Below are 25,984 nucleotides of genomic sequence, written 5' to 3'. Positions count from 1 at the left end.
TTTAGTGATATTTTAAAATTGAATGCTGGCTTAATTTTTTCAAAATTTTAGCCGAAAAAATCCCTGTATTTTACCTACATACAAGGATCCGTGTTTAGCTCAAAATCTATGCTGCATACTTATAGAAGGATTACCTAAGCTAATTAATTTATCTTCTCCATTTTTTGGTATCTCATTAAAATCTAAAAATAATCATATTGGTGGACTCCCAAGCCTTTGCTTTGTAAAACAGCAGTTTTAAAAAGCAAAGGCTTGGGCTATTTTTCTGAAATATATTTGCTTAGGCTATTTAAAAATTAGCTTATAAAATCAAACCAAAAACACAACCAAGTTTTCTATGCTGTATTTAATATTATAAATCTAGCAAAATTAATTTTTTTATTTATAAAAAATAAAAACTAATTTCCCTATTTTACAGAATAAAACAAATCAATTTATAGGGTAAATAATTTATATTAACTCACTAGTCTATAAAATTTACCTTATATATAATTTTATATTTTATAGATTAAATTTAAAAAATAATATCCGAATAAATTTACAAGAATAATAAAAAAATACAATTAAATTTAATCTTATTTTCTCCTGCGAGTCATACAAAATCTTTTGTTTATTGAGTATTTTTTTTGATAATCTCTCATCTAGCCTATCCAGGCTATTCTCAAGAAAAAAATTATCAAAAATCAACCTCACAGAGTGTACACCTCGCGCTAAGTGTCCTTTTTTGACCAAAAAAAAAAGAAGAAATTTACATAAATAATGAAAAAATAATCAAACATGAATTACCTAAAGTTATATACCGATGTTTTTTATATATTTTTTTAATATAAAAAAACTGTAGCCCCCTACTTCTCCGGTAAAACATTTTAGACCATTTTCTTTTGACCCAGGGAAGGTACTCCAAGGCATTTCATCTTAAAAAAGATACTTTGTAGTACAATTTTTTGTATCAGATGATGCTTTGAATCTGCTTTTTTATTACTAATTTTATAATATTTTATTTTAACTTCAGTCCCTATTTTTTTATCAAAATCACTTGAACTTGATTTTTCTATATCTAAGTAGGATTCTACGTCCGAATATATTTTGGTAATAAACTCTACAAATGAATCGTACAATTTTAAATCTTTTTGACAGACTGCTTCAAAAACTAAAACTGATCGATCATTTTTCAATGAAATTTTATTTTCCAAAATATAATAAAAATTTTTAATTTCTTTTGGGGTAATTTCTTTGTCAATTATGAATGGATGGCATATTCCATATAAATACGACCAATTGATCATTCGCTCCCAATTTAAATCCATTTCTTGCAGATCACGCTCCTCACTTCTAGCTATTTCTTTATCTTTATAAATATAAAATTGTCTACTAATTGACTTTATTAAGTTAACAAGCTGGTCTTCAGGATTTATGATCCGGTCATTTGCTTTCCATTCCTGATATGATTCTAGAAATCTTTTTGGATATAAAAAACTCATTTGTTTTTTTTCAATTTCATCTTTTTTTAAGAATTGCTTTGGATCATTATGTTTTTCAAAAACCTTTAAAAAAAACTTAGATTTTTGAAGAATGTTAAAAGCTGATTCATCCTCAGATATCTTTAAGGATTTAAATTGAGCATTAATAATTTTGCTATTTTTTAGTAATGCACCAATCAATTCAGGCTGATATTCACGTTTTGCTGTATAAAACATGTCTGCAATTAAAATATTAAGATGATGTATATAGCTAAGTTGACAAAAATAACTAATGATGCGAAAAGGTTTTTTTAGTTAACAGATGTTCACACATGCCTAGAATTGTTTCTGTACCACTTAGTTTAGAACAGCGAGAACGACTCATTTTTCTGGTCAAGCATGCAAAACATTGGCGTGAAAGGCAACGTGCCCAAACTATTCTCTGGCTTTCCGAAGGTAAAAGTGTTGCGGAAGTTGCCACTCTACAAGAACGTATCCCAGAAACCATAAGGCTACAACGCCGACGTTGGGAATTGTATGAGCTTGAATCGATTAAAGAAGGTCATCGCTCAGGTCGACCCAATACATTGATCTCAGACTATCAGGCGAAAATCCTAGATTGGGTCAATACAAGTCCACTCAATGCAGAACAAATCCGAGTCAAACTACATGAAGAATACGAAGTGTCCGTGTCTGTTGAAACCATTCGTAAGTTTTTACGTGATTCAGGTATGGTCTTCAAGCGTACCCGTCATAGCTTGAAAAAAAAGAGATCCGATTGCATTTGAACAAGCAACACAGCAGATTGAAGAATTACGAGAGCAAGCGGCACGTGGTGAAATTATATTAGGTTATGTTGATGAAACAGGATTTTCATCTACACCTGATAACCGCTATGCGTGGACAAAGATAGGTGATGTTCATGCGGTTGATGCAATAAGATTAAAACGAGTTAATGTCATGGGGTGTTTGCTTTCAACGGGGAAACTGGTGACAAGCTGTTTACAAGAGTCAGTGACAAGTACTTGGTTTTATGCCTATTTAACTGGAATAGCTCAACGAGTAAAACAGACATATAACCTTCCATTGGTTCTTATTGTTGATAATGCCTCGATTCATAGAAGTAAAAAGATGGCTGATTACAGAGAGCTACTTAAAACTAACTTTTCGACGAATCTGTATTTTATTCCAGCTTATAGCCCTGAGTTAAATCGAATCGAGATGGTATGGAAGCAGATGAAATATTATTGGCGAGATTTTCAAGTCATGACAGCTGACAAAATAGAGCAATGGGTGGAGAAAGTATCAAACCAATTCGGAAAAGAATACATGTTTACTTTTTAATGACAACTTACTTGCGGTCACGTTAAAGTCTTCATGTCCCATTAGATGTGCTAAACGTTGCCATACATCTGCGCTATGTAATGATGCATGATCGATATTTTGCAATATATGCTTTTTAAGCCTACCTACAAACCTAGAGTCATAGTCAGTAAAACTACAGATAAGCTGGTGGCTGCCTTTCAATAAAATTGCTAAGTGTGATGCAGCACTATGCCTAAATGCGTGAAATGTATATGAATGATCACTTGTCCCTAATACCAGATTAAACAAGCTCCTAGTGATTTTTGATAATTCTTGATTTTCAAAGGTGAAGAGTAATGTATTCTGTACTTGTAATTCCGCTTCGCTCAAAGAAGCAGCTAAATATTTTTTATAAAAATCACAGAACTCTTTAAATTCATTTGGATTTAAAAAATAGGATAAATCAAACTGACGATTTGCATTTTCGTTTTTAACATTACGGTGAGAGTTGGAATGAATTTTTAAAACCAGATTTTCAATATCTGAATTGGATGATTCATTTGAAGTCGTATCTTTAGGATCTGACTTTGCTTCGTAATGTAAACGATTATTTTTAAGATGACTTCGAAGCTGTGCAGAGTCAAAATCATTGAGACGGATGCCTGTCACTTCATCAATACGCAAACCTAGTCTAAATGCAAGTCGATAGACCCATTGCAATGCAACTATGTCATTCCCTGAAATGCCTAAAATATGTGGATAATTTTTCACAATTTTCATCATTAATTCAAACATCTGCGGACTAATGGTCCGTGTTTTTAAAAATTTCCCGCTGTCTCTCTGATGTTCATACAAGTACGCTACTACTGGTGCATCATGCTTGTTGACCAAATACTGATGAAATGTTTTTAACCTCGCGAAAGAATAGCCAGAGGTGTCGTGCTTTTTATTATCATTTTTCTCAGCGATTGTTTCCTGCTTTTCCTGATCTTTCATTGATTTTTCTAAAATAAGGTACTCATACATTTCTTCAAATTGTTCTTCGATGGCATTATTCAAATTTATTTGGTATTCTAAAATGTAAATTAAAAAGTCAGAAACGAAGCTGTGATAATAACGTTTTATCGATGCCACCTGAAGTGATGCTTTACCAGAGCCAGAATTGTAACCTAGCTCATACTTTAACCATTGGCATATCCGTAAATGTGCGATTGCCACCACATAATCAATATATTCCCCCTCTCCAGCTTCATAGGAACGTATATCGCCCTCTGATTTATTAATACTTGCGTTCAAAGCTTCATTAAACTTGGCTAGTGTCAACTCTTTACCATCTTCACTAAATGATAAAAGCAATGATTTTATATCATTACGTTTACCCATCCGTTTATCATTATAAACTTTAACGTTCTGACCACTAGTAGAAACAGAAAGCTCTACAGTGTGATGAGTATTTTCAATTCTTTCTTGAATCGTTTTCCAGGTATCAAGCTGATGATAAATAGCTATATGCTGTTCATATATCAAAGGCGTAGTGATAATTTTGTTATTAAGTACACTTGTACTCAATAGATCTAAATTTGGAATCTCCTGCCAAAGAACATAATCAATATGCTTGAAAGCAGAAAAACGACGTCGCCCAAACTCTTTGATAAATTGATGATCAGGAACAACATCTTTAAAATGTGCTTTTAGCCGCTTATAAAGTAAATCTTCCCGCTTAACTTTTTGATCTTGATCATCGTGTGTTTGCTGCCAAATACTAAGAGGCGATGTAAACTGTAATGCATAACCTTGGTTACCATGAAGATGCTCTCGGATACGCAAATAACAAAGCATTGAGATTGCGTTAAAATATATTTGCTGTGTTTGCCATAATTCCACATCTCCTTGGCTATCATAACGGTAGAAATTGCCATATTTTTGAGATGAGAGAGTGTATGAGAAAACGTAGGCATGATTCTTTGAACCAGAGTAAATTGGCAGTAGTCCACTGTCTAGATTCATTTCAAAAATTGCATCATGAATTGCAATAAGCCGTTCAGGATGAATACATCCTTGATCGAAAATTAATGATATACATAGACATTCAAATAATATGTTTACTAAGTTTTGCTGAGCTTCAACTGTAGATTGTAAACTTATATTTTGAGTCTTTTTATTAATAGAATAGCTCCACTTTTCATAAAATTTTTCTTTAAAATCAGCAAGAATAGCTCCATTACACAACTTGTCCTCTGTTAAAGTATTATCGCGGCGCGGTAATGTTGCTATTTTCCAATCTGGTAATTTAATATCGTAAATTTTTGCATGATCTGGATTTTTTTTTTGCCACTCCTGATACTCTTGTTCACAAATAATTTTAAAGTGTTTAAAACACTCCTTGAGGTAAGAGCGGAAATATTTTTTGAGCTGGGAATGCTCACAAACTTTTATTAAAACTTGCTGATAGTTTGTAAATTTATCAGCAATTCGTTGATCAAGAAGTTCAAAATCAATCTCGACACCATTCACCTTTTTCTGAGTATATTTATGATCAATCAGCTCAGAAATTTGATTAAAAATTGCTTTTGTTTCTGTTTCAATCGCATTTTGTAATTGCTCTAGAATCTCTTGATTTAGTTCTTTGTTAATCACGCGATTTTTCCTGGGTAAACAAGTCTAGCTCCAAAATTTCTAATTTTTTCAGTAACGCTTCAACCTGTTGTTGAATCTCTGTTTTGTAATGAAAAGGACTTAAGGATGAAGTATGGCCAAACCCCATGGCAATACCATCATGTGCATAAAGGGTATTATGAATATCACTGCTGAGTTCAAGATGGTTTTTGCTAAAATGCCTTGGCCAGTTTTTATAAATCTGAACTGTTTCTTTCAAGTAATGCGTCACAAAAGCTGCTGACATTGGTGCCAAAGTAAGATTGTCTGCTATCTCTATAAAGTCAACGCTATGCTTTTTGGAAGTCAGTTGAGGATGGATAAGAATACACAGCATGAATTCATTTTTTTTCCACTGCTCCTGCAGATATTTCATGCCTAATGCAGTGATTGTCTTATCTATATACTCTCTGTATGCATCAAAATGCTTTTGCCAATAACCTACTACAGGCACTAAACGACCTTCTTGTCGTGAACCAATTTTTTTGTCATGAATATAGATAAATTTTGATTTTGAATCATAATTTTTGATCAAACCTGGCATACCCATCGTGGGTCGTACAGTGAGGCAAATTAAAGACAGATGCCACATCCAAATGCTATAAGCATTTAATTTCTCAATCCGATTGGCTTCATCATTCGTTAAAGTAGTCTGTACATAAGCATAAAGATTTTTAAAAAATTGAGTTGCTGCTTTGATAGTCCAGCAACGCTGACTACCTATACGTTGTTCTCGGTCAAAGATATAACCCGGATGCTGCTCTTTTTTCCATAGATCACCTTTTTTTCGGTTTATTAAACAATCAATGTATCTTTTAAAATGTCTATTTATCTCTTCAATATTACGCCCTTCATAGGACCAATTAACCACATGATTCGTATCGTGATTTGCCATTAAGTGTGCTACGAGATCATCACCTGTCTGCATATTCAGATGGAAATATATTTGCTTTTCTAAAATTCCACATGAAATCTTGTCCAAATTATACGGTTTGAAAAGCTGCCTTAAAAAACGATTGTATTCAGGAACAGATAGTTCTTGAATAACATTTTTTTTTAATTGAATAATCCAAGCACTAGGAATATGCCATTTATAAGTGGATGCTTTGTTATAGCGCTGTAATTTATCACTCATAATGCCCGAATGATTTACATTCAACTTTGGATCAATCACCCAATAATAAGATACTTCGATTACTTCGATTACTTCGATTACTTCGATTACTTCTGTTTCTTCTGCTACTTTTGTTTTTTTTATTCTTTTTACTTTTGTTTTTTCTAATATTTTTCCTTTTTCAATCAAATTATTAATATCTTTAAAGATAGTAGGACTCAGACCAGTCAGCAGTGACATCATGCCACATAATGCCAAAGAAGATTGATCATAAAAGATTGTACTATTTTCTTTGAGCATTTTATCCTGATAACAATCGTGCAATACGTTGTATACCTGATGTAATAAACTGGGTGCTAGATAAAGTGGATTACTTACAAATGGGACTTCACGTCTCTGAATAATTTTTTTGAGCTTTTCATCGGATATCATAGAACTTGCACGCTTACTGATATCATCATGTGTAGGATCAAGAATAGTTGCTGATTTTTCATCTATCTCGACTTCTGTGTCATCATTTTCTATATGAATAGGAGATGGCCCTGAGTGGTTTGTTACATCAATCTCCTTTTTTATTCTTTTTATCAAATCCTTGATACTAAGTTTCTTCGATGAATTTAATTCCCTGTTGTTAAGCTCATTACAGACAATACAAAATTGCTCAATGTAACGGTCTAAATCTAATGAGATGGAGTGCTTTTGCATCTCTTTACCAGTTAAAAATTCTTTAAAATTGCTGGTGTTAAATTCATCGATTTTTTTAATTTCATTGGTAATTTTGTCACATGGTATTTTTTTTTCCCCACGGTCTTTAAATTGGTTCTGCAGTAACAGTTTTAATGCATAACATAGTTGATTAAATTTCTTATGTACTCTTTCATCATCTACTATTCGCTTAAAATCTATCAGTTTTGTGTTGGTGATAGGCTCTTTATCTTTAGAACTAGAATTCGGTAAACTGATAAGTTCTTTGAGCATTTCACAAATTAATCCAGTCAACAGATAACCATACTGACGCCCTTCTTGTTCAATTTTAGTCCATTGAGTTAAACCAGCCAGAATTTTATGTTCCGTCACAATTCTCTTTTTTTTAATAGTAACCTGGATTTTTTCTGCAGCAGCATACAACTCATTCTTATTTTGAACGTCTAAATCTTTTAAAATAGCTTTTTTTTCACCAAGTGACTGATTTACCCACTTTTCCAATACTTTGATTTCTTCGTGTAGATCTGACAATCCATCAGTATTAGTCATACAGTTACCATAATTTTTCAGGGTAAAAATTGATTTTCAGCTTTCGTTCTAACCTGAGCTTGAAGTTTTTAGGCAAACCAAAATATTTTTTATAAGTTCTTTGAGTCAATTTTTTAACACAACGCTGCGGTTTTGACTCCACTCTCATATGTTCTGATAACTTCAGACTTAAGGCCTCGGACAATTGAGTAAAAAAACAAGTAAATAGCACAGCATGCACCTCTTTATGTTGGTGCTTTTTAACCTCTTCAGTTTCTTCAGGAGCTACATCAATTGTATCGAGTAACCACTTTAAAACTTCAAATTCATCAACGTCTTGATTGTCTTTTGCTGCCTGGTCAAGCATTTTTTTGATTTCATCATCCATCTTATTTTTAAGATCCAATACAAAATCTTGAATAAAGTCTGGTAAATCTAATATCAAAACGTAACTTAACTTGGTGAAAACTTCAGTTAGAACTTCAGGTGTTTTTTTTGCATGCCCAATTTTTTCTATCATGACTCTCTCAATCGATACTGGCTATACAAGCTCAATACAGTTGAAATGGTTAATTTCTAAATTTACTACTTAGGCCCAACAGAATATCTTTAGCCTAAAAATACCGATTATGATGTTATATGTTTATATCCAGCTAACACAGAACAGCTCAATGAGTTAACGTGATATATCACGTAATAACTTTACCATTTGATTTTCCAATATCAAAGTATCGCGATGTCTATATAAGGTTTATCAACAAATCAAAATATTTAAAATTAGGCTCTAGACTAGCAGAATAGATATGTTAGTCTAGAGCCTATTGCTATTTAAATATTTTAAGATTAATCAATGAGTTTCTGCATCAGCTGGAAATTTTATCGCAGCAACCGATGCTGCAGTTTAATCCGCATGCGCGTCTGTTCAAATATCGCTTAATTGCCTATTTAAAATTACTGGAACAACGTCGCACCCAAATCTTTGTGATTTTTCATGATGAGTTTCACTATCAGCAACAGGTGCTGGCCCTTTCAGCACCTACCCAGGAAATTAGAGAGCTTCTGAATGACACGCTTGAACAAACTCGCCAGATCCAGCAGCAAATACGCCAGTTAGAACGTGAAACACAAAATACCGAAAATCGCGGTTTTCTTAAACGGCTGTTTAAAAAACCTGAAAATCATGAATTAAAGATCAATGAACTCAAAAAGAATCTGACTGAGGTTCGCGATCATTGCTATCTCAGAATGATTGCCATGCAAAAGCAGGCCACTCAGGAAAGTGTGTATCTGGAAGCCAAGAATTTAATTCCGGTGATTGACGCTAAAGTGCGCCATTATGCTTTTGCCAATGGTGAAAATGGGGTGACACGTTTGCCACTTCTATTACAGTTACCCGAAGACCGGAATAGCTTCAATATGCAAAGCATTCTCGTGGCTTTAAATTATGAATTTCTGCTTTCTGCGAAAAGTTGGGGAATGTCAAAAAAGGCTTAGACAGGACTGAGGATATACACGTTACTCCATCATTAAAGAGCTTCTGTTTACTGCTCATTTAACAGCCTTTCATCCTCTTCACATTCTGTTCACGACTTTCGGCCTAAAGTATCAGCATAGACCTAATACGGATAGCCAATATGAAACATGTCAAAAAAATACTGCTAGCTACCTTGTCCTTACCGCTACTAGTTTTAGCTGGATGTAAAAGTATTCCTAGCTATTCAAGTGATTATGCAAAATCCAGAAACCAAATTCAGGGAACTGCGCTGGATCAAGCTAAAGCCCAAGACATAGGCATACGCTTTACCTCAGCATTTAATACTTTGGGTACACCTGCATTTATTGAACGAGCCGGATCACTCTATGCCGATCAGCTGTTTATTAACGATACCTTATCCCAATTTTCATCACGTCAAAATCTACTCCAACATTTTCAAGGGATGAACAAGCGTGTCAGTAACGTGAATGTCAAACTATTAAATACCTCCTATTACCAAGACTCTGCCTACGTGCACTGGCATATGACCTATGACTTTAAAATGTTTGGCACGACTCGAACTATGGATTCTTTTGGGATCAGTGAAATCAAAGTCAACAGAGACAATAAGATTATTTTCCAGCAGGATTTCTGGGATCCGGCCAATGGCCTGTATCGTTCTTTACCTTATGTTGGAGGAGCCTATTCATGGGTACTGCCATTCAAAAAGTAGTATTAAGTACGGGACTACTGATGCTCTGCAGTTTCAGTTCATGGTCACATGCCCAGAATATGAATCAGTGTGGTCGTGGTCCACTTTTGGTGGCTCAGAAACAGGTTGGCGTCGCCCGTTATTATGCTCAGAACTGTACAAAACCCTGGCAAGGCCAGAATATGCAGATTGATTTTTCCTATACACAGAATATTCCGGAATGGGCTTTCAAGCGTGCAGCGACCCATTTTCTGAAGCGTAATGAGCGAGAGTCTAAACACTTAATAGTATTAGATAGAATTACTCAGCTTTATAAGCCGGTAAAACCGGGTGATCTTTATCGTTTAAGCTATCAAGCCGAGACACAGACCCTGACCTTGATGCTGAATCAGCAGGTACTAGGCAATCTTCAGCATCCTCTAGCACAACAATATTTTAATATCTGGCTGGGTTCGCAGCCATTTAGTGCTAAATTAAAACAGCAATTATTGAATTAGTCTCTGCCGCTATGTCGAAACATTTTATCCTGATGGTCGAAGACCATTATGAACTGGCCTCTACCTTATGCGAGTTTCTGGAAGAACATGATTTTGTAGTGGATCATGCCCGCAATCTGAACGCTGCACGCCAGCTACTGAAACAGCAGCGCTATCATATTTTGCTTCTAGACATTAATTTACCTGATGGTTCAGGTTATGAACTGTGTGAATGGCTGCGTCATGAGGAAGGGTTGGATTTACCCGTACTGATGTTGACGGCGCGCGATACGCTGGATGACAAACTCAAAGGTTTTAATTCCGGCACGGATGATTATCTGGTTAAGCCCTTTGATTTTAACGAGCTGGTGGTTCGGGTCAAAGCTCTGATTAAACGTTCTTTAGGTGAGGTATCCAGTGGCCGGCTACAGATTCATGATCTGATTTTGGACCCGGCCAGACAGCAACTGACGCGAGCCGGCCAGACCATTGAATTACCCCCTATCCAGTTCAAACTCCTGAAATTGTTAATGCGTCATTCACCTAAGGTCCTAACCAAACAGGAAATCATGATGGAGCTTTGGGGAGATGCAGAACCGGAAAGCGATGCCCTGCGCAGTCATATCTATAATCTGCGTAAAATGGTTGACAAGCCTTTTGAGCAGAAACTGATTCATACCATCTCCGGTGTCGGTTTAAAGATTGCTTTAGAAGCCTAAGCTTTTCAGGCGAAAACCTCGTTTAAATACACCACTACAATCAGTCCGGTGGTCATTGTCAGATCAACATCCTGATGGGTGCTAAGATAATATTGCCGGTCAAACAGTTCCACCCGCCAGCCCAGCTGCTTGCACAGTTTCTGTACCAGTTGCAGACCAATGCCGTGCCCTTTGATTTCTAGTTGTAGTTGCTGGTCGGACAGTTCCTGAACTTTGGAGTTATTCGGTAAGGGAATACCCACTCCATTGTCAGCAATCAGCACTTTATTTTTTTGCAGAATGACATCAATTTCCGTGCCTTGCGAATAATTCAGTGCATTGCGCAGGATATTGCCAAACACCATTTTGGTCATTGACGGGTACATTTTACGCGGCTGTTCATCCAGGTCTTTTTGTAGGTCGATCTGCATGCCTTTGTTGTGGCTGACACTGTCCAGATCCTGTACCAGATTCTCCAGACATTCTGACAGCATAGTAGGCTCGGCTATCAGGGTGTTGGTGGTATTTCGGGCGATGGCCAGTAAGGTATCGACCAGCAGCTGCATGTCTTCAATAGTGTTGTGCAGGCGGGTAAAGGATTTGTTGTTACCATAGCGTGCCTGACACAGTTGCACATTGCCTTTTAAAATCGTCAATGGGGTGCGCAGTTCATGACTGACATCACCGGTAAACTCACGTTCACGCTGAATAAATGCACTCAAGACCTGATGGTATTTTTCTAATGCCTGCTTCAGGTATTCAGCTTCCAGATTGGAATCAGTGCGAATGTCCTGAAAAGGTGAAGCCTGATTTTTCTGATGTTCCCAGTCGATATGTTCCAGCGCATTGGCCAACCGGGTAATCGGAGAAAAATAACGTCTGGCGCGACGGTTCCACCACCACAATACGCTGTACAGCACGAACAAACTGACCATCAGTGGTGCCAGACCAAACAGCCAGACCAGTTTGTTGACGTTACTTTCGCCAAAGACCAGCAGCACATGCTGCCGATTTTTTTCACCGTAGACGGTCATGCGCTCTTTACCATCGACAAAATGCCGATTGACGCCCTGCTCGAACTGCATGTGCTGAAACTGCATAGGAGGGGTATCATACCAACGATAACCATATAGGTTTTTGGTGTCGGGAAGTTCGGCGGCCGGATTGCGTTCCAGCCGCTGCCAGTAGTGTGACATTTCCTGTTCCAAGGCGGTGCGCAGCAAAAAGCCTTTAATGACCCAGGCACTACAGGCAATGCCAATCACCACCGACAAGGCAATGAATCCGATTTGCAGCCAGTAGTAGCGGTTAAACACCTCACCCAGAGGATGATCGCGTTTGTCCCTAAACAGCTTTAACATTGATCAATTCCCCGTTGGCGCATCCGATTCAGCGTTTAATTATACGGCTTTCTTTTTAAACAGAAAGTGGCCGATCACCCACTCGTGTCCATGGTCATAACCGAATAATTCGGCACAGGCCATAAAGAAAATCCGCCAACGTTGCCACCAGATGGTAGCATCTGCGCCATAGGTCTGTTCAAACAGGGGCTGCAGCTCGGCCTGCTTTTGGTCCATATTCTCCAGCCAGGCATTTGCGGTGCGTTCATATTGGGTGCCGGCCCATTGCCAGTGCTGTTCCAGCTGCAAATGCTGCTGGAAATGCAGGAAAGTTGAAGCTGCCGGCATCAGACCGCCACTAAAGAAATATTTCGACATCCAGTCAAATTCATTTTTAACTTCAAATGGATAATGCAGGAAACGGTGACAGAAAATATGGCACCAGAGCAAGCCATCGTCTTTCAGCCAGCTGCTGATATTTTCAAACAGTTTCTGGTAGTTGCGCACATGCTCAAACATTTCCACCGAAACCACACGGTCAAAAGCAGCCGGTTCCAGTTGCAGTACATTGACATCACAGGTGACCACTGTCAGGTTCTGCAGTTTTTTCAGACGGGCCTGTTCCTGAATATACTGGCGCTGGGTTGAGGAGTTCGACACTACGGTAATCCGGGCGTTAGGATAATGCTCGGCCATATACAGACTGAGTGAGCCCCAGCCACAGCCAATTTCCAGAATATCCTGCCCGTCCTGTAGTTGCGCACGCTGGCAATAGCTGGCCAGTGCGGCTTCTTCCGCCTGATCCAGTGTGGTATGGTCATGTTCAAACAGGCTGGCGCTGTATTTCAGCTGCTTGCCTAGCACCGCCTGAAAAAATGCGGTGGGCAGTTCATAGTGCTGTTCATTGGCTTTGTCGGTCTCGATGGCAATTGCGCTGTTTTTCAGCATATGCAGCACATCCATATAACGCTGTGCCGCCAGTGCCGGGTCAAAGCGCCCTTCCTGTGCCAGACGTTTTTTGCTTAAAGTGCGAATGCCTGCGCGAATCACGGCATCGGGCAATTTACCCTTTTCAACCAGTTTTAAAGATTGTTGAATCATAAAGTCCATGTATTTACCTACTCTTTGGGTGGCCACGGAATAAACATTGAAGTTCGTCGTTGATAAGCTTTGTAATTTTCGCCGCGATGGGCCAGTGCCTGTTGTTCACTAAACGGAATGCCGGTAATGTAGTACAGAAACAACCACATCAGCAGCGGATAGAGCCACAGTTCATAGACTCCTGCCGCTAGACCGAGAACCGGATAGGCAAACCAGTGTAACCATTCAAAAAAATAGTTCGGATGACGTGAGTATTTCCATAAGCCCCGATCCAGGGTTTTGCCCTTATTCTGGGGATCCAGCTTGAAGCGGTAGAGCTGCTGGTCGGAAGTACTCTCCCCGATCAGCGCCAGCAGCATGATCATGCCTGCCACCAGTACGGTATAGGGGGTCCAGTCATTCCACTGCTGGACCGGAATATTAAGCAACTCCAGCATCGGATAGGAAAACAGTGCCACCAGCCCGGCCTGAAACATAAAAAAGGCCAGAAAACCGAGATGCTGATAATCTCCCATGGCCCTGCGCATATTGGCATAGCGGGTATCTTCTGCAGTTTCACTGGCATAACGGCGCAGCAGATGCCAGGTCAGGCGTAAGAACCAGATTCCGCTGAACACGCCCAGAAATACCCGGATCAGCAGCGGTGCAGTTTCCATGACCCAAGCAGGGATGATGACATTGAGTGCAATACAGAAACTCCAGGCCACATCCACCAGTCCGGCACGCTGGTTATAGGTCACTAGCAGCCAGCTACAGAACATGATAAAGACATTCAGCACCAGTAAATTCAGCAGCATAACAGCCCTCCTGTTTTATCTTGGCTTAGTAAGCACTGGCTTCGAATAACAGATGCACATCACTGATTACGCCTTCGCGGAAACCACCTTCGCAATAGCACAGATAAAAATCCCACATACGGATAAAGGACTCATCAAAACCAAGCCCCATTACCTGATCACGTTGCTCCAGAAAACGTTGGCGCCAGCAGTGCAAGGTTTGGGCATAACTCTGGCCGATATCTTCCAGATGCTTGAGACGCAGTTTTTGCTCGGAAGCTGCTTGGGTCATGACACTGATGCAAGGAATAAAACTGCCCGGGAAAATGTAACGCTTGATATAGTCCACGGTATTCAGGGCTTTGGCATAGCGGGCATCTTCAATGGTGATGGCCTGAATCAGTGCCAGACCATTCGATTTCAGCAATTCACGGCATTTGTTGAAATATATCGGTAAATACTGCTCACCTACAGCCTCGATCATTTCAATCGACACCAGCTTGTCATATTTGCCTTCCAACAGACGGTAGTCTTTCAGCTGGACATCCACGCGATGGGATAGTCCGGTTGCCTCTATTCGCGCGACCGCTTCATCATATTGTGCTTGGGAGATGGTAATGGTGGTTACCTTACAGCCATAATGCAGTGCTGCGTAAATGGCAAAACCACCCCATCCGCTGCCAATCTCAACTAAATGATCCATCGGTTTCAGCTGCAGTTTCTGGCAAATCAGTTCTTTTTTATAATCGGAGGCCTGTTCCAGACTCATGCCCGGTTCTTTAAATACCGCACTGGAATACATCATGCTGCTATCTAGGAACAGCTTGAAAAAGTCATTGCTCAGGTCATAATGCTCGGCAATATTTTTACGGCTGCCATCAATTGAGTTTTTGCGGGATTTGTACCAGGTCTTTAACAGGAACTGACTGGCCTTGGCCAGCGCATTCTGGTTCATCCGGTCCAGCACATCACGGTTACGCGCCAGAATGCGAATCACATTGACCAGATCTTCACTGCTCCAGTAGCCGCGAATAAAACCTTCAGCAGCACCGAGTACGCCATTACGGAACAGCAGATCCATCAGCCTAGCATCATGCACCTGAATCACGGCATACAAATCACTGCTCTCCCCCACAATCCCGTTCCAGGCGCCTTTAAAAATCAGCTGACCATGACGTAATTTCAGCAGATGGCGCAGTACCACCGGCATTGTGCTTTCTTCTCCCATAAACAGTGTTTTCATCGCAATGTGTTTCCTTTTTCTTTTTTAGGATGTCGGTAAAATGGAATTTTCTTCTTCCACAAGCGAAAGGCATGCAGATAAATTCCACCGACCATCCTGAAGGGCTCAAGAACTTTCAGCACAGCATAGCGATGCTGTTGTGAAGGAACTGTGATGGCTTGCAACGAAAATTGCATGGTGGCATCAAATTGCAAGATTCCTTGCTGAAACAGCTGCATATGAATCACATTGTTTTGATCGGAAAAGCTGAAGCGCCAGCGGTAATCCAGCGCCATCGGCATGAATGGCGACACATGAAAGGCCTTCTTGAAGTCAAACTGGTGACTCTGGTACGGTGCATATTCAGTTGCATTGTGCCGACAGTCGTGAATATAGACCTGACGTTCATTCCACGGTGTATTGGTAATTTCACTGAGGACAAAGATCAGCTGGTCGGTGGCATCAAAGACCAGATAAAACACCACAGAATTAAAGCGAAAGCCGAGTGTACGCGGCAGAGCCAAGACCCGGATGGATGCGGCATGCGCTAACAGGTAGTTTTCCCGCTTGATCAGCAGACGTGCGACCTTCTGCCGAATCGAACCACATTCCATGGTCAGAAAATCACGTTCGTCCAGAGTGAGGAAATTCCAGCGATTGCAAGACCAGAGCCAGGATTTTTGGGTAAAGCTTGAGAGCTGATCCGGATCAAAGTATAGATAGGTCAGCCGGGTCTTAAAAGCATGCGCTTTAGGCAAGAAACGGCGATGCCGGATTTCCGCAGAGGCAATCGCCAGTGGAAACATTTGCATCATATCCTCCTAGGCGGCCTGCTCGGTCTGTTTTAAGAGCTGATCGACCACCCACGCAGCGCTACGGGCACCATCTTCATGAAAGCCCCAACCCCAGTAAGCGCCACAGTATGAGGTGCGGTTCTGGCTATTGATCTCGGCCCAGCGTTCTTGTGCTTCAATCGCGGAGGCATCAAACACCGGATGACGGTAATGCCGTTCGACCCAGACCTTTTTAGGATCCAAGGCAAAGTTAGGATTCAGGGTGGCAAGAACCTGAGTCTTGCATTGCAGGTTTTGCAACTGGTTCATCCAGTAACTGAAACCATAGTGCATACCGCTGTGCTGGAATGGCGTCTGTTCAGCTGCCTGACTTGGGGTGACATGTACATGCCAGCTGGCCCATTGACGACGGGATTTGGGCATGATGCGGGTATCAGAATGCACCACCATGCGGTTAGCCTGATAGCGGAACTTGCCCAGCACGTCCAGCTCCTGCACTGTCGGGTCTTTAAGTAATTTCAGGCTGTCGTCAGCATGACTAGCAAAGATCACCCAGTCAAAACGCTCACTGCCCTGTGCTGTTTCAACCAGTACATCATTGGCACTACGGGATACCTGATGCACAGCAGTTTTGCGGAAAGTAATATTGGCCTGGGACTGAATCGCACGAACGTAGCGAGCCGATCCACCCTTGACTGTAAGCCATAAGGGCCGGTCTTTCAGTTGCAACATGCGATGGTGCTGGAAAAAGCTGACCACAAATTTATAGGGAATCTGTCCGGCTTGTTCCACCGGACAGGACCACAGCGCCCCACACATCGGATAGAGATGTTCCTGGCGGAAAGCTTCGGAATAGCCATGTTGATTTAAATACTCATCAATACTGAGCTGTGCATCGACCTGCTCCACATCCAGATCTTTATTCGCCGCATAGAAACGGAAAAGATCCGACAACATCGCGCGAAAATCTGCGTTAAAAAAGTTTTGAGGTCGGAACAACAGCGAGAATTTTTTTGAAGGATTGTACTGTAAGCCACTGACCTGATTATTCACCGAAAAGCCCATGTCACTGCTTTGCGATTGAATCCCTAGTTCTTTTAGCATCGAGCAAAACAGCGGATAGTTATGCTCATTAAACACAATAAAGCCACTATCCACCGCAACCTGTTCACCCTCGATATTCAGCTGATGGGTATCGGTATGACCACCAAAGTAGTTATTCTTTTCAAAGACTGTGACTTCATGCACTTTGCTGAGTTTCCAGGCAGCGTACAGACCGGAAATACCTGAACCAATAATTGCAATTTTCATGGTGATTCCTTCGATTGAATCGTGTGAGTGTCGGCAGTAGCAGCTTTTTAATGTTTTCGAGCCTGAGCGATTTTACTGGCTTCATAAATCCGTGCCGGAATGGGCTTGAGGCCCCAGACCAGTCCCAGCCAGGACATGAGTTTCAGCAAGTAATAGGTCACATCAATCTGCCACCAGTAAAAACCCTGCCGGGTACTACCAGCATAGTAATGATGATTGTTATGCCAGCCTTCGCCTAAGGTGATGAGTGACAGAAATAAATTGTTACGGCTGTGGTCATCCGTCTCAAAATCACGGCTGCCATAATGATGCGCCAATGAATTGATGCACAAGGTCGCATGGATCAATAACACCGTGGAAACCACAAAGCCCCAGACCAGCAATTGCAGGCCGGACGTCCCGAGTTGCGGCCAAGTGATGGCCAGCCATTCGCCTAGTGCATAAATCCCGCCCGCAGTCAGCAACACCACAATCAAACTAAAACGGTCCAGCCAAATCAGTTCTGGATATTTCAGCCAGTCCTTGATCACCTCTTTACGCGTAGCAAAATTATATTCATTCAGAAACCAGCCGACATGGCTATACCAAAAACCATGCGTGGATGAATGCGGGTCTTGCAAGGTATCGGTATAGCGGTGGTGATAACGGTGATGAGCTGCCCACCAGAGCGGACCACGCTGCGCACTCATGGTGCCCAGTAATACAAACAGGAACTGTACCGGGCGCGAGGTCTGAAAAGTTTTATGCGACAGATAGCGATGAAAAAAAGCCGTGATGGAAAACATGCGGATCAAGTAGAATGCCAGCATAAAGCCCAGTGCAAACCATGACACACCCACCCAGAACACGGCGAGACAGGCCAGATGCAGCAAAATAAAGGGAAAAATACGGACCCACTGAATCTTGCTGTTTTCAGCAGTCAGTGCTTCAGGCTGTGAGGTTGTAGACCAGCTGTCTATCCATCGTATCAGACTTTTCAACATGGACTCATCCTAATTTTAAGTGACTGTCTTTATTCTATTTGATGAGTCTAATCAGTCAGATATGAATTTTCTGTGAAGTGAAAAAAAGCCGAACTGTAAGAGTCTAGGCAGTTCGGCCAAAGGGTAGCAGATTAATGCGGTAATTTGATTAACTTTGTGATGTCGTAACCATAGTGTTTCGCAGTCTCCAGATACGACTGGTAGGTGGCTTCATCCAGTTGCGGTTCACGCGACAAAATCCACAGGTATTTACTGCTTGGTCCACCTACTAGCGCCACTTTATATTCCGGGTCAACTCTTAACACCCAATAATGACCTTTGGTAAAAGGCATCCAGCGCAAACCTTGCGGCAAAAAGCTGACCTTGAGTTTGCTGTTCCCTTCATTTTGTGGATAGGCAATACCTTCGGAGCTGATCATCTCTCCACTGGCAATACGGCAGCTATTTAATACCCCCATAGTCTGGTTAGCATTGACCCTATATTGTGCAGTGATATTGGATACACACTTACGCTGAAAATACATTGGTAGATGCGCAATTTCATACCACTTGCCCGCATACCGTTGGATATCTACCTGATCGACTGCCTGAGGTGTAACCGTTTCAGCTTGCGTAGTAAAGCTTAAGCTGATTATCGCCAGCGTTGTCGCTGCCAAAACAGACTTGAATAGCATCTTCATTTTTTAGCCTTGTTTGATTTTAGGCTTAAGATAACTCAATAGCATGTGAACAAAGCGTGAAGACGAAATGATGTGATTCAGCAGGAGTACTGTTGAAAAAGCCCTAGACTGGTTTCCGGATTAAAGCCATTCTTTGCTGTCATCTGCCACAGGGATACCATGCATCACATGCTGAATCATGGCATAGGCAATACTGCCCTTGAACGGAATTTCGGGTAACTGATCAAATTTGAAAAACTGCGCATCGCTCAGTTCATTTTCCTGAATTTGAATGTCCCCTGTATGATATTCCGCCTTGAAGGCCATCATCAGATTGCTGGGAAACGGCCACGGCTGGCTGGCCAGATATTGAATGTTTTTGATCTGCAGCCCAACTTCTTCTAGGGTTTCACGGCGGACTGCCTCTTCCAGGGTTTCTCCGACTTCAACAAAGCCGGCAATCAGACTGTACATTTGGGTTTTATTGCGGGCATTTTTTGCCAGCAGAATTTCATCTTCGCCCCGGGTAATGATGGTAATCACACAGGGATTCACCCGTGGATACTGGTTATAGCCACAGGATGGACAGACCATGGCATACTGGCTGGCGTGTTGCTGGGTGGCATGGCCGCATTTACTGCAAAAGCGGTGGTTACGGCGCCATTCCAGTAACTGTACCGCACGGCTGGCCTCTTCAAATTGTGGTCTGTTCCAGACTTGCACTAGTTGTCGGATCGGAACCAGCTGATAACCTTCAGGCACCGGTTCGTCTTCTTTCAGGTCACGAGCAATGATCTCGCCATTTTCCGTCAAGTTCAAGTCGTGCTGCAGTTTGGCTACCTGCGGCAACTGAAAATGCTCATCCACCAGTAATTGCTGCTGTCTAAAAATATACGCTTTTGAATGCATGCTCGTGAGAATTCCCTGATTAAAAAAAATCCCATACTGGGGATGTATGGGACAAAACTAAGGAAGTTTACATGGAGTAACTTCTATTTAGATACTAGGCGCACGTTGCCTGAATTACAACCATAATAATTTGTATCTTTTTGATTAAAATCACATAATTTTCACAACAATTATGTCTTCAGGAATAATGCGAAGCGAATTTCATCAACTGGATGTAGCATTATAGAGATGAACACTCTGTTATTGTAGCAATCATGATTCATGTGCAATGTCAGCAGATCATCTGGTCGGGTTGAATTTACTGAACATGCGGACTGATCTGTGTTTTCACAAAAAATTGAACTGTCTGGCTTTACACTAGACTATCTTTGATCGGGTCTGGAAGGGCTATGCGTTTCGGTTTAATTTTAGGTGACCAGCTTCATCATCAGCTCGCTACGCTTAAAGCGCTGAACCGTACCCGGGATGTGATCCTGATGGCCGAAGTGGTTGAGGAAGCGACTTATGTCGCCCATCATCCGCAGAAAATTGCCCTGATTTTTAGCGCAATGCGGCATTTTGCCAAAGAGCTCAAAGCGGAAGGCTGGCGTGTACGTTACCATGCTTTTCAGTACGGCAGTCCGATTCGTAGCCTGCTGGATTTCGTACAGGCACAGCAACTGCTGTTCCCCGTCACAGAATTGGTAATGACCCGATGCGGGGAATACCGCCTGCAGCAGCAGATTGAAAAGCACTGGAGCCAGCAGCTGCAACTGCCGGTACAGTGTCTGGATGACGATCGTTTTTTCTGCAGCCCGGAGCAGTTCCGGCACTGGGCCAGCCGCTACCAGACATTGCGCATGGAATATTTTTACCGGGAAATGCGTAAACAGACCGGTTATTTGATGCAGAGACAGCAGCCGCTTGGACAACAGTGGAACTATGACAGCGCCAATCGCAAGGCATGGTCAGGCACTCCACCATTGCCTCCAACACTTCATTTTGAACGCGATCAGATTGATCTGGATGTAATGCAAATGGTTGAGCGCGAGTTTCCGCTTCACGCTGGCAGCCTTGACAACTTCCGCTGGGCCACCACGCGCAATGATGCGCTGCGCGCGCTGCAGCATTTTATTGACCACAGTTTGCCGCACTTTGGCGATTATCAGGATGCCATGGTTCAGGGTGCAGACACGCTGTTTCACAGCCTGCTCTCGCCTTATCTGAACTGCGGCCTATTGCTGCCCCGAGAAGTCTGTGATGCCGCAGAAGCGGCTTACCATGCTGGTCATGCGCCACTGAATGCCGTGGAAGGGTTTATTCGGCAGATTCTGGGCTGGCGCGAATATGTCCGCGGGATTTACTGGCTGAACATGCCCGAATACGCCAGCCGCAACGTGCTGCAGCACTCAGCACCGCTGCCGCAATTTTACTGGACCGGCCGTACACGGATGAACTGTATGACGCAGTGTTTCCGCAATACCTTTCAGCATGCCTATGCACATCATATCCAGCGTCTGATGGTGACTGGCAATTTTGCCTTATTGAGCGGTGTTGATCCCCATCAGATCAGTGAATGGTACTTGGCGGTGTATGCCGATGCCTATGCATGGGTAGAATTGCCGAATACGTTGGGCATGGTGATGCATGCCGATGGCGGCTTGATGGCTAGCAAGCCTTATGCCGCTTCGGGCAATTACATCCATAAGATGTCGGATTACTGCAAGCACTGTAGCTACAGTGTCAAAACCCGCACCGAGCCGGACAGCTGTCCATTCAATAGCCTGTACTGGTATTTCATGATCCGGTATGAAGCGACATTCCGTAATCATCCACGTATGGGCATGATCTATCGCCAGCTAGATAAACTTCAAGATCGGCCGCAGATCATCAGCCATGCCCAACAGCTTCTCAGCCAGATCGATGAGTTATAAACCATGAAAAAACAGCATCTCCCTGAAAAAACCTGTATTCACTGCTTGCGCCCTTTTACTTGGTGCAAGAAATGGCAACGCTGCTGGGAGGAAGTCAGATACTGTTCTGAACGATGTAAACGTGAGTCTAGACGGCGGTCAAAATCAAACGCTTAGAAACGCTTGTATTGCCGTGAACAATAGGCCCGTATCACATCGGGTGAACGCAGTTGCAGATGTTTAGTTTTTCGGCCGGTGACTCGTTCACGCCACATTTTAAAACTCGATGCTTTCATATTTTTCCGCATCAAGCGAATCACTGCAGTTTCATTTAAGCCAAACTCACGCTGGATGGCTTCAAATGGGGTGCGATCTTCCCAGGCCATTTCAATGATCCTTGACAGATCTGCTCCCGCATATTCAATTACTTTACGCACCACATACCTCTGCTTACTTTCATTTTTAAAATAAAAATTGAGCGATAAAATTTAACGCTATCTCTCTGTATCTGGGTCAGATCAAGTTGACCATACTCATCTTAATAAAACGAAGATGAAGATTTTGTGATTTTTTACGTGGATTGTATGTTGTTGCTGTCCTATCGGGCCTTCGAGCTCAGCCTGTGGTCCAAATACCTGTATTCAATCCATGTTGCAAAGCGACTGAAGCAATTGAAACGTCCGGTGCTTTACAAGCCTGAACGATCTGCTGTTTAAATTCAGCACTGCATGTTCTTCGTTTTTTCTCAAGAGATGTGATGGATGTCTGGTTATTTGTAGTCATAAATTTAGTCCCCACTTGTTTTTAAGTAGGGACTAAATTAAGGCTTATAGGATGAGTTCATAAGGTGTGTTCAGCGAACGCTTACGTTTTGAATAGATTTAAGATATTAGGCAGACCTCATACCCAAGTTGTCACTTGAATTTGTATAACTTAGGGAAGATCTATCTCTAAAGCCTTTATGCAACAGAGTCGTTTTTATCCTAGGGTCCTTACCACTTGTATTCTTTACGAACATATATCTAAAAAAGTGTAGCAAGTTGCTACACTTTTCGCTAGATCAGCTCTTTACCAAAAATATCATTCAGTCTTTCACGAATACTTTGAACGAATTCCGGATTGTTTTTAAGTTTATGCTTCATATTTCGTTTAAAGTCATTCAGCCCCATACCAATTTCAGCAAAATCCATTTGAAATAAAGTGTCATTAATGACAATATTTGCTTGAGAGTCAGTGAGGCATCCTACTTTTTTAAACCACTTCTTGAACTGCTGATAATTTTCATCATTATTAAAAATATACCAAGAACGTACATTCGTATCGAATTTAGCCCCTAATTCTTTTACGGATGCATTGTCTTCAAATGGAACATCAAGATAGATTTTTTCGATCACTGCAATTTCATCCAGTGCCTTATCAGCAATCCGATGATGCAGTTTAAAATTCACACCTACAATTGGACGGCCTTTCTTAACGGTTTCATACTCTAATTGTAGATCTGTATTTTCGTTAATTTCTGCCACTATTTTGTCTAATACATAGCGTCTAAAATCTACCCAGCGATCATATTTGGTTTCATTAATATCAATCAGTGCTTTCAAGTTTTCTAAAAGTAATGGCACTTCATAACTCTTTTGATTGGCGTACTTAAATTCGTTTTTAATGAAATAAGTATAAAGACTCATACTGGCAACAGAATCTAGGGCAAAAAGATGTTTTAGCTGATAGGTAGTAAAATTACCCCCAGCCAGTTGAGTGAAATACGGCAACACCTCACTGGTAAAACGAATCTGAATTGCATTTTTAGAGTCATCTTCCCATCTTAACTCACGGATAATGGGAACGACAGAATGTACTTTTTTAGTCTTTCTCTTACCATTATCAGCAGGCTCCTCAATAATAAAATGAGCTACTCGGGATGAAAGCTCTTTATAGATCCGATCTATTGCAACATTAATTGAATTACGTTTATTTAATCCTAGTAAATCTGCCAAATCATCCTTATACAAATAAATATAAGTTTGTTCGGTAATTTCACTATTTACCTTATTTTTCTCACTATAATTCGCAACCGCCATTGCATATAGAAGTGCCTTATATTCATTGGATGACAACTCGATTGGGCGAATTAATCGGTTACTGGTACTGACAACGCCATTATGGCGAATGTTGCCTATACAGTAGGGAATATAATTCGTTTCTTCTTGCAATGGTTCAGATTCTGTCATAACCGTGATATTTATAATTTGACTTAGTTTTTATATACAAAAGTGGAAAAACTTTCAAGACTTTCACCACAAGATTCTAAAAGTGGAAGGTCCGTCATCAAAAAAAAGCGTTATTATCCGGTTTTTTGCCTTTAAAGTGGAATTAAATACAATATTTCCACCCTACAGTGACAGACCTTCCACCTTTAGCCCCCGAAATTACAGTTTAGAATGACTATTTTTATTTTTTCACCCACATTCAGATAGGTTAAATTAAATAGAAACCCTGATGTGACAAGGCTTCCACCTTTCAGTTAGATTCGAAAGGTATAACTGCACATATAATCATCAGGAAATATCCAATAAAAACAGATTATCCACAGGTTAAAAATATATAGTGACAATCATTCCACCTTTAAGACTTAGTTACGAGACTTTATTAACATATTAAATAATTGTTTTTTAAATTATTTTTAAATAAAAATAGCGGTTTAAAAAATAGCAGTGACAAACCTTCCACCCTAGTGACAGACCTTCCACTTTTGAGTGACAAACCTTCCACTTTAGAGTGACAGACCTTCCACTTTAGAGTGACAGACCTTCCACTTTAGAGTGACAAACCTTCCACTTTAGAGTGACAAACCTTCCACCTTTAAAACTCTAAGCATTTGTTTTATAAAATAAAAATACACTCTTAATTATTAATTAGCTAAATAACTAATTATTCTAATTATTAATTAAGCTAGCTTAGTTAAAGATTTATTTTTAAGCTGTTTTACATCTGAACAAATAGGATTAATAAATTTTAAAACTATAGTAAGATGAGTGAAAGTTATTTATATTACTAAACATTCAAATACGGAAGCATCTGACACGCATGTCTGCAAAAATTATTACTGTTGCTAATCATAAAGGCGGATGTGGCAAAACAACGACTGTTGTGCACCTAGCCTCAGAACTTGCCAATCTGGGCAACAAGGTTTTAGTCATTGATTTAGATCCTCAAGCAAACGCAAGTTTACACATTGGGATCCAACATCCAAGCGAAATTGTTGTGACTACAGCAGAATTACTAGTGGGCGATATTTCGTTGTTGGCAGATGCATTACAAGAAGAAACGAACTTTGAAAAAGTATCATTAATTTATGGTTCCTTGAATTTAGGAAAAACTGAAGACCAACTAAAAGAAGAAGCTCCCCGTCCTTCTGAAGAGTTAAATATCAAGTTAGAACTGTTAAAAGATCTTTATGATTTTATATTGATCGACTGTCCACCTAGTCTTAAATTATTAACCAGCAATGCCCTGGCATCTTCAACACATGTCATTATTCCTATCGAATCCGGATCACAATATGGATTGTATGGGGTAACAGATCTTTTAAATCATCTTGAAAAGATCAAACGTATTAATCCAGATTTAGAGCTTTTAGGCGCTTTACTAATTAAGCATGATGAACGTCAGAATGTCTGTAAGCTGATTCGGAATGAAGCCTTAAAACAGGTAGGAAAACTTTTAGAGACCACCATTCCTCAAAGTACTAAAGTTAATCAAGCAGCGATTCTGCAACAATCACTTTTGAATGTAGAAAAAAATTCAAAAGTACGTAAGGCTTTTGAAAGCCTTGCCAATGAAATTGTAGCTAAAGTTTAAACCTGAGAGTAT

At 40.7% G+C, this 25,984-nt stretch carries 24 protein-coding genes and 1 pseudogene; 9 read left to right on the top strand and 16 right to left on the bottom strand.

Features of this window, described 5'->3' with window-relative positions; all coding sequences use genetic code 11:
* Nucleotides 1-866 precede the first annotated feature (866 nt).
* Entirely contained in the window at nucleotides 867-1,697 is an 831-nt protein-coding gene (locus tag ACO1B7_RS17570) for a hypothetical protein (RefSeq protein WP_423090435.1), read from the bottom strand.
* A gap of 95 nt (nucleotides 1,698-1,792) precedes the next feature.
* Here ACO1B7_RS17570 and ACO1B7_RS17565 point away from each other — a divergent pair, with 95 nt between their 5' ends.
* Together ACO1B7_RS17565 and ACO1B7_RS17560 are read left to right on the top strand one after the other, a co-directional pair.
* Nucleotides 1,793-2,248 carry a helix-turn-helix domain-containing protein gene (locus ACO1B7_RS17565; RefSeq protein ID WP_004730277.1) on the top strand — a complete coding sequence of 152 codons (456 nt, stop codon included), beginning with the start codon at nucleotides 1,793-1,795 and terminating at the stop codon, nucleotides 2,246-2,248.
* Complete coding sequence (locus ACO1B7_RS17560) at nucleotides 2,238-2,804, top strand: IS630 family transposase (protein WP_109455560.1); 567 nt, start codon at nucleotides 2,238-2,240, stop codon at nucleotides 2,802-2,804. Before ACO1B7_RS17565 ends, ACO1B7_RS17560 begins: the two co-directional genes overlap by 11 nt.
* On the opposite strand, the gene ACO1B7_RS17555 is transcribed toward ACO1B7_RS17560, so the two are convergent.
* The 3 genes from ACO1B7_RS17555 to ACO1B7_RS17545 are packed head-to-tail and all read right to left on the bottom strand — an operon-like array spanning nucleotide 2,766 to nucleotide 8,287.
* Complete coding sequence (locus ACO1B7_RS17555; RefSeq protein WP_423090434.1) at nucleotides 2,766-5,402, bottom strand: integrase; 2,637 nt, start codon at nucleotides 5,400-5,402, stop codon at nucleotides 2,766-2,768. The two genes, ACO1B7_RS17560 and ACO1B7_RS17555, sit on opposite strands and share 39 nt — an antisense overlap.
* Complete coding sequence (locus ACO1B7_RS17550; RefSeq protein ID WP_423090433.1) at nucleotides 5,395-7,788, bottom strand: hypothetical protein; 2,394 nt, start codon at nucleotides 7,786-7,788, stop codon at nucleotides 5,395-5,397. Before ACO1B7_RS17550 ends, ACO1B7_RS17555 begins: the two co-directional genes overlap by 8 nt.
* 4 nt (nucleotides 7,789-7,792) lie before the next feature.
* Nucleotides 7,793-8,287 (bottom strand): transporter, encoded by a 495-nt coding sequence (locus ACO1B7_RS17545; protein WP_423090432.1) that lies wholly within the window; start codon nucleotides 8,285-8,287, stop codon nucleotides 7,793-7,795.
* Nucleotides 8,288-8,658: 371 nt separating this feature from the next.
* Here ACO1B7_RS17545 and ACO1B7_RS17540 point away from each other — a divergent pair, with 371 nt between their 5' ends.
* The 4 genes from ACO1B7_RS17540 (at nucleotide 8,659) to ACO1B7_RS17525 (ending at nucleotide 11,148) form a co-directional block, all read left to right on the top strand.
* Nucleotides 8,659-9,261: a hypothetical protein gene (locus ACO1B7_RS17540; RefSeq protein ID WP_423090431.1), complete on the top strand. Its 603-nt coding sequence runs from the start codon at nucleotides 8,659-8,661 to the stop codon at nucleotides 9,259-9,261.
* A gap of 140 nt (nucleotides 9,262-9,401) precedes the next feature.
* Nucleotides 9,402-9,974, top strand: a complete 573-nt coding sequence (locus tag ACO1B7_RS17535) for a nuclear transport factor 2-like protein (RefSeq protein ID WP_180038963.1) — start codon at nucleotides 9,402-9,404, stop codon at nucleotides 9,972-9,974.
* A complete protein-coding gene (locus ACO1B7_RS17530) occupies nucleotides 9,950-10,450 on the top strand; it encodes a chalcone isomerase family protein (protein ID WP_180038962.1) in 501 nt (166 codons plus the stop codon). The genes ACO1B7_RS17535 and ACO1B7_RS17530 overlap by 25 nt, the downstream gene beginning before the upstream one ends.
* A gap of 11 nt (nucleotides 10,451-10,461) precedes the next feature.
* Nucleotides 10,462-11,148: a response regulator transcription factor gene (locus ACO1B7_RS17525; protein ID WP_180038961.1), complete on the top strand. Its 687-nt coding sequence runs from the start codon at nucleotides 10,462-10,464 to the stop codon at nucleotides 11,146-11,148.
* A 5-nt stretch (nucleotides 11,149-11,153) separates the two neighbouring features.
* Here the strand turns inward: ACO1B7_RS17525 and ACO1B7_RS17520 are convergent, their stop codons facing one another.
* From ACO1B7_RS17520 to nudC, 9 genes are all read right to left on the bottom strand, one after another.
* Nucleotides 11,154-12,488, bottom strand: a complete 1,335-nt coding sequence (locus tag ACO1B7_RS17520) for a sensor histidine kinase (protein WP_180087513.1) — start codon at nucleotides 12,486-12,488, stop codon at nucleotides 11,154-11,156.
* 39 nt (nucleotides 12,489-12,527) lie between these two features.
* The gene (locus tag ACO1B7_RS17515) at nucleotides 12,528-13,577 is read right to left on the bottom strand and encodes an SAM-dependent methyltransferase (RefSeq protein WP_180087514.1); all 1,050 of its coding nucleotides are present in this window, start codon (nucleotides 13,575-13,577) and stop codon (nucleotides 12,528-12,530) included.
* An 8-nt stretch (nucleotides 13,578-13,585) separates the two neighbouring features.
* Nucleotides 13,586-14,365: a DUF1295 domain-containing protein gene (locus ACO1B7_RS17510; RefSeq protein ID WP_180038958.1), complete on the bottom strand. Its 780-nt coding sequence runs from the start codon at nucleotides 14,363-14,365 to the stop codon at nucleotides 13,586-13,588.
* A gap of 25 nt (nucleotides 14,366-14,390) precedes the next feature.
* Nucleotides 14,391-15,587, bottom strand: a complete 1,197-nt coding sequence (locus ACO1B7_RS17505) for an SAM-dependent methyltransferase (RefSeq protein ID WP_253174940.1) — start codon at nucleotides 15,585-15,587, stop codon at nucleotides 14,391-14,393.
* A complete protein-coding gene (locus ACO1B7_RS17500; RefSeq protein WP_180038956.1) occupies nucleotides 15,584-16,378 on the bottom strand; it encodes a DUF1365 domain-containing protein in 795 nt (264 codons plus the stop codon). Before ACO1B7_RS17500 ends, ACO1B7_RS17505 begins: the two co-directional genes overlap by 4 nt.
* A 9-nt stretch (nucleotides 16,379-16,387) precedes the next feature.
* Nucleotides 16,388-17,671, bottom strand: coding sequence for an NAD(P)/FAD-dependent oxidoreductase (locus tag ACO1B7_RS17495; protein ID WP_423090430.1), 1,284 nt, complete (start codon nucleotides 17,669-17,671; stop codon nucleotides 16,388-16,390).
* 47 nt (nucleotides 17,672-17,718) lie between these two features.
* On the bottom strand, nucleotides 17,719-18,654 hold the full coding sequence (locus ACO1B7_RS17490) for an acyl-CoA desaturase (protein WP_423090429.1): 936 nt from the start codon (nucleotides 18,652-18,654) through the stop codon (nucleotides 17,719-17,721).
* 131 nt (nucleotides 18,655-18,785) lie between these two features.
* Nucleotides 18,786-19,334 (bottom strand): lipocalin family protein, encoded by a 549-nt coding sequence (locus ACO1B7_RS17485; RefSeq protein ID WP_180087519.1) that lies wholly within the window; start codon nucleotides 19,332-19,334, stop codon nucleotides 18,786-18,788.
* 120 nt (nucleotides 19,335-19,454) lie between these two features.
* Nucleotides 19,455-20,222: an NAD(+) diphosphatase gene (nudC, locus tag ACO1B7_RS17480; protein ID WP_423090428.1), complete on the bottom strand. Its 768-nt coding sequence runs from the start codon at nucleotides 20,220-20,222 to the stop codon at nucleotides 19,455-19,457.
* Nucleotides 20,223-20,611: 389 nt separating this feature from the next.
* Between nudC and ACO1B7_RS17475 the strand changes: the two genes are divergently transcribed.
* Nucleotides 20,612-22,135, top strand: a complete 1,524-nt coding sequence (locus ACO1B7_RS17475) for a cryptochrome/photolyase family protein (protein ID WP_423090427.1) — start codon at nucleotides 20,612-20,614, stop codon at nucleotides 22,133-22,135.
* A gap of 3 nt (nucleotides 22,136-22,138) precedes the next feature.
* Nucleotides 22,139-22,291: a DUF2256 domain-containing protein gene (locus ACO1B7_RS17470; protein ID WP_278357158.1), complete on the top strand. Its 153-nt coding sequence runs from the start codon at nucleotides 22,139-22,141 to the stop codon at nucleotides 22,289-22,291.
* On the opposite strand, the gene ACO1B7_RS17465 is transcribed toward ACO1B7_RS17470, so the two are convergent.
* From ACO1B7_RS17465 to ACO1B7_RS17455, 3 genes and pseudogenes are all read right to left on the bottom strand, one after another.
* Entirely contained in the window at nucleotides 22,288-22,539 is a 252-nt protein-coding gene (locus ACO1B7_RS17465) for a TIGR03643 family protein (protein WP_373683236.1), read from the bottom strand. The two genes, ACO1B7_RS17470 and ACO1B7_RS17465, sit on opposite strands and share 4 nt — an antisense overlap.
* A 205-nt stretch (nucleotides 22,540-22,744) precedes the next feature.
* Nucleotides 22,745-22,897, bottom strand: a pseudogene (locus tag ACO1B7_RS17460) (transposase); the annotation flags it as partial.
* Nucleotides 22,898-23,169: 272 nt separating this feature from the next.
* Nucleotides 23,170-24,342, bottom strand: coding sequence for a replication initiation protein (locus ACO1B7_RS17455; RefSeq protein ID WP_180038949.1), 1,173 nt, complete (start codon nucleotides 24,340-24,342; stop codon nucleotides 23,170-23,172).
* Nucleotides 24,343-25,198: 856 nt separating this feature from the next.
* Here ACO1B7_RS17455 and ACO1B7_RS17450 point away from each other — a divergent pair.
* Nucleotides 25,199-25,972 (top strand): ParA family protein, encoded by a 774-nt coding sequence (locus tag ACO1B7_RS17450; RefSeq protein WP_004647772.1) that lies wholly within the window; start codon nucleotides 25,199-25,201, stop codon nucleotides 25,970-25,972.
* Nucleotides 25,973-25,984: the final 12 nt, after the last annotated feature.

The sequence above is a fragment of the Acinetobacter lwoffii genome, from assembly GCF_049367455.1.
GTDB classification, from domain to species: domain Bacteria; phylum Pseudomonadota; class Gammaproteobacteria; order Pseudomonadales; family Moraxellaceae; genus Acinetobacter; species Acinetobacter lwoffii_W.
The sequence above is the reverse complement of the archived record's forward strand: the minus strand, read 5'-3'. Positions and strand labels throughout refer to the sequence as shown.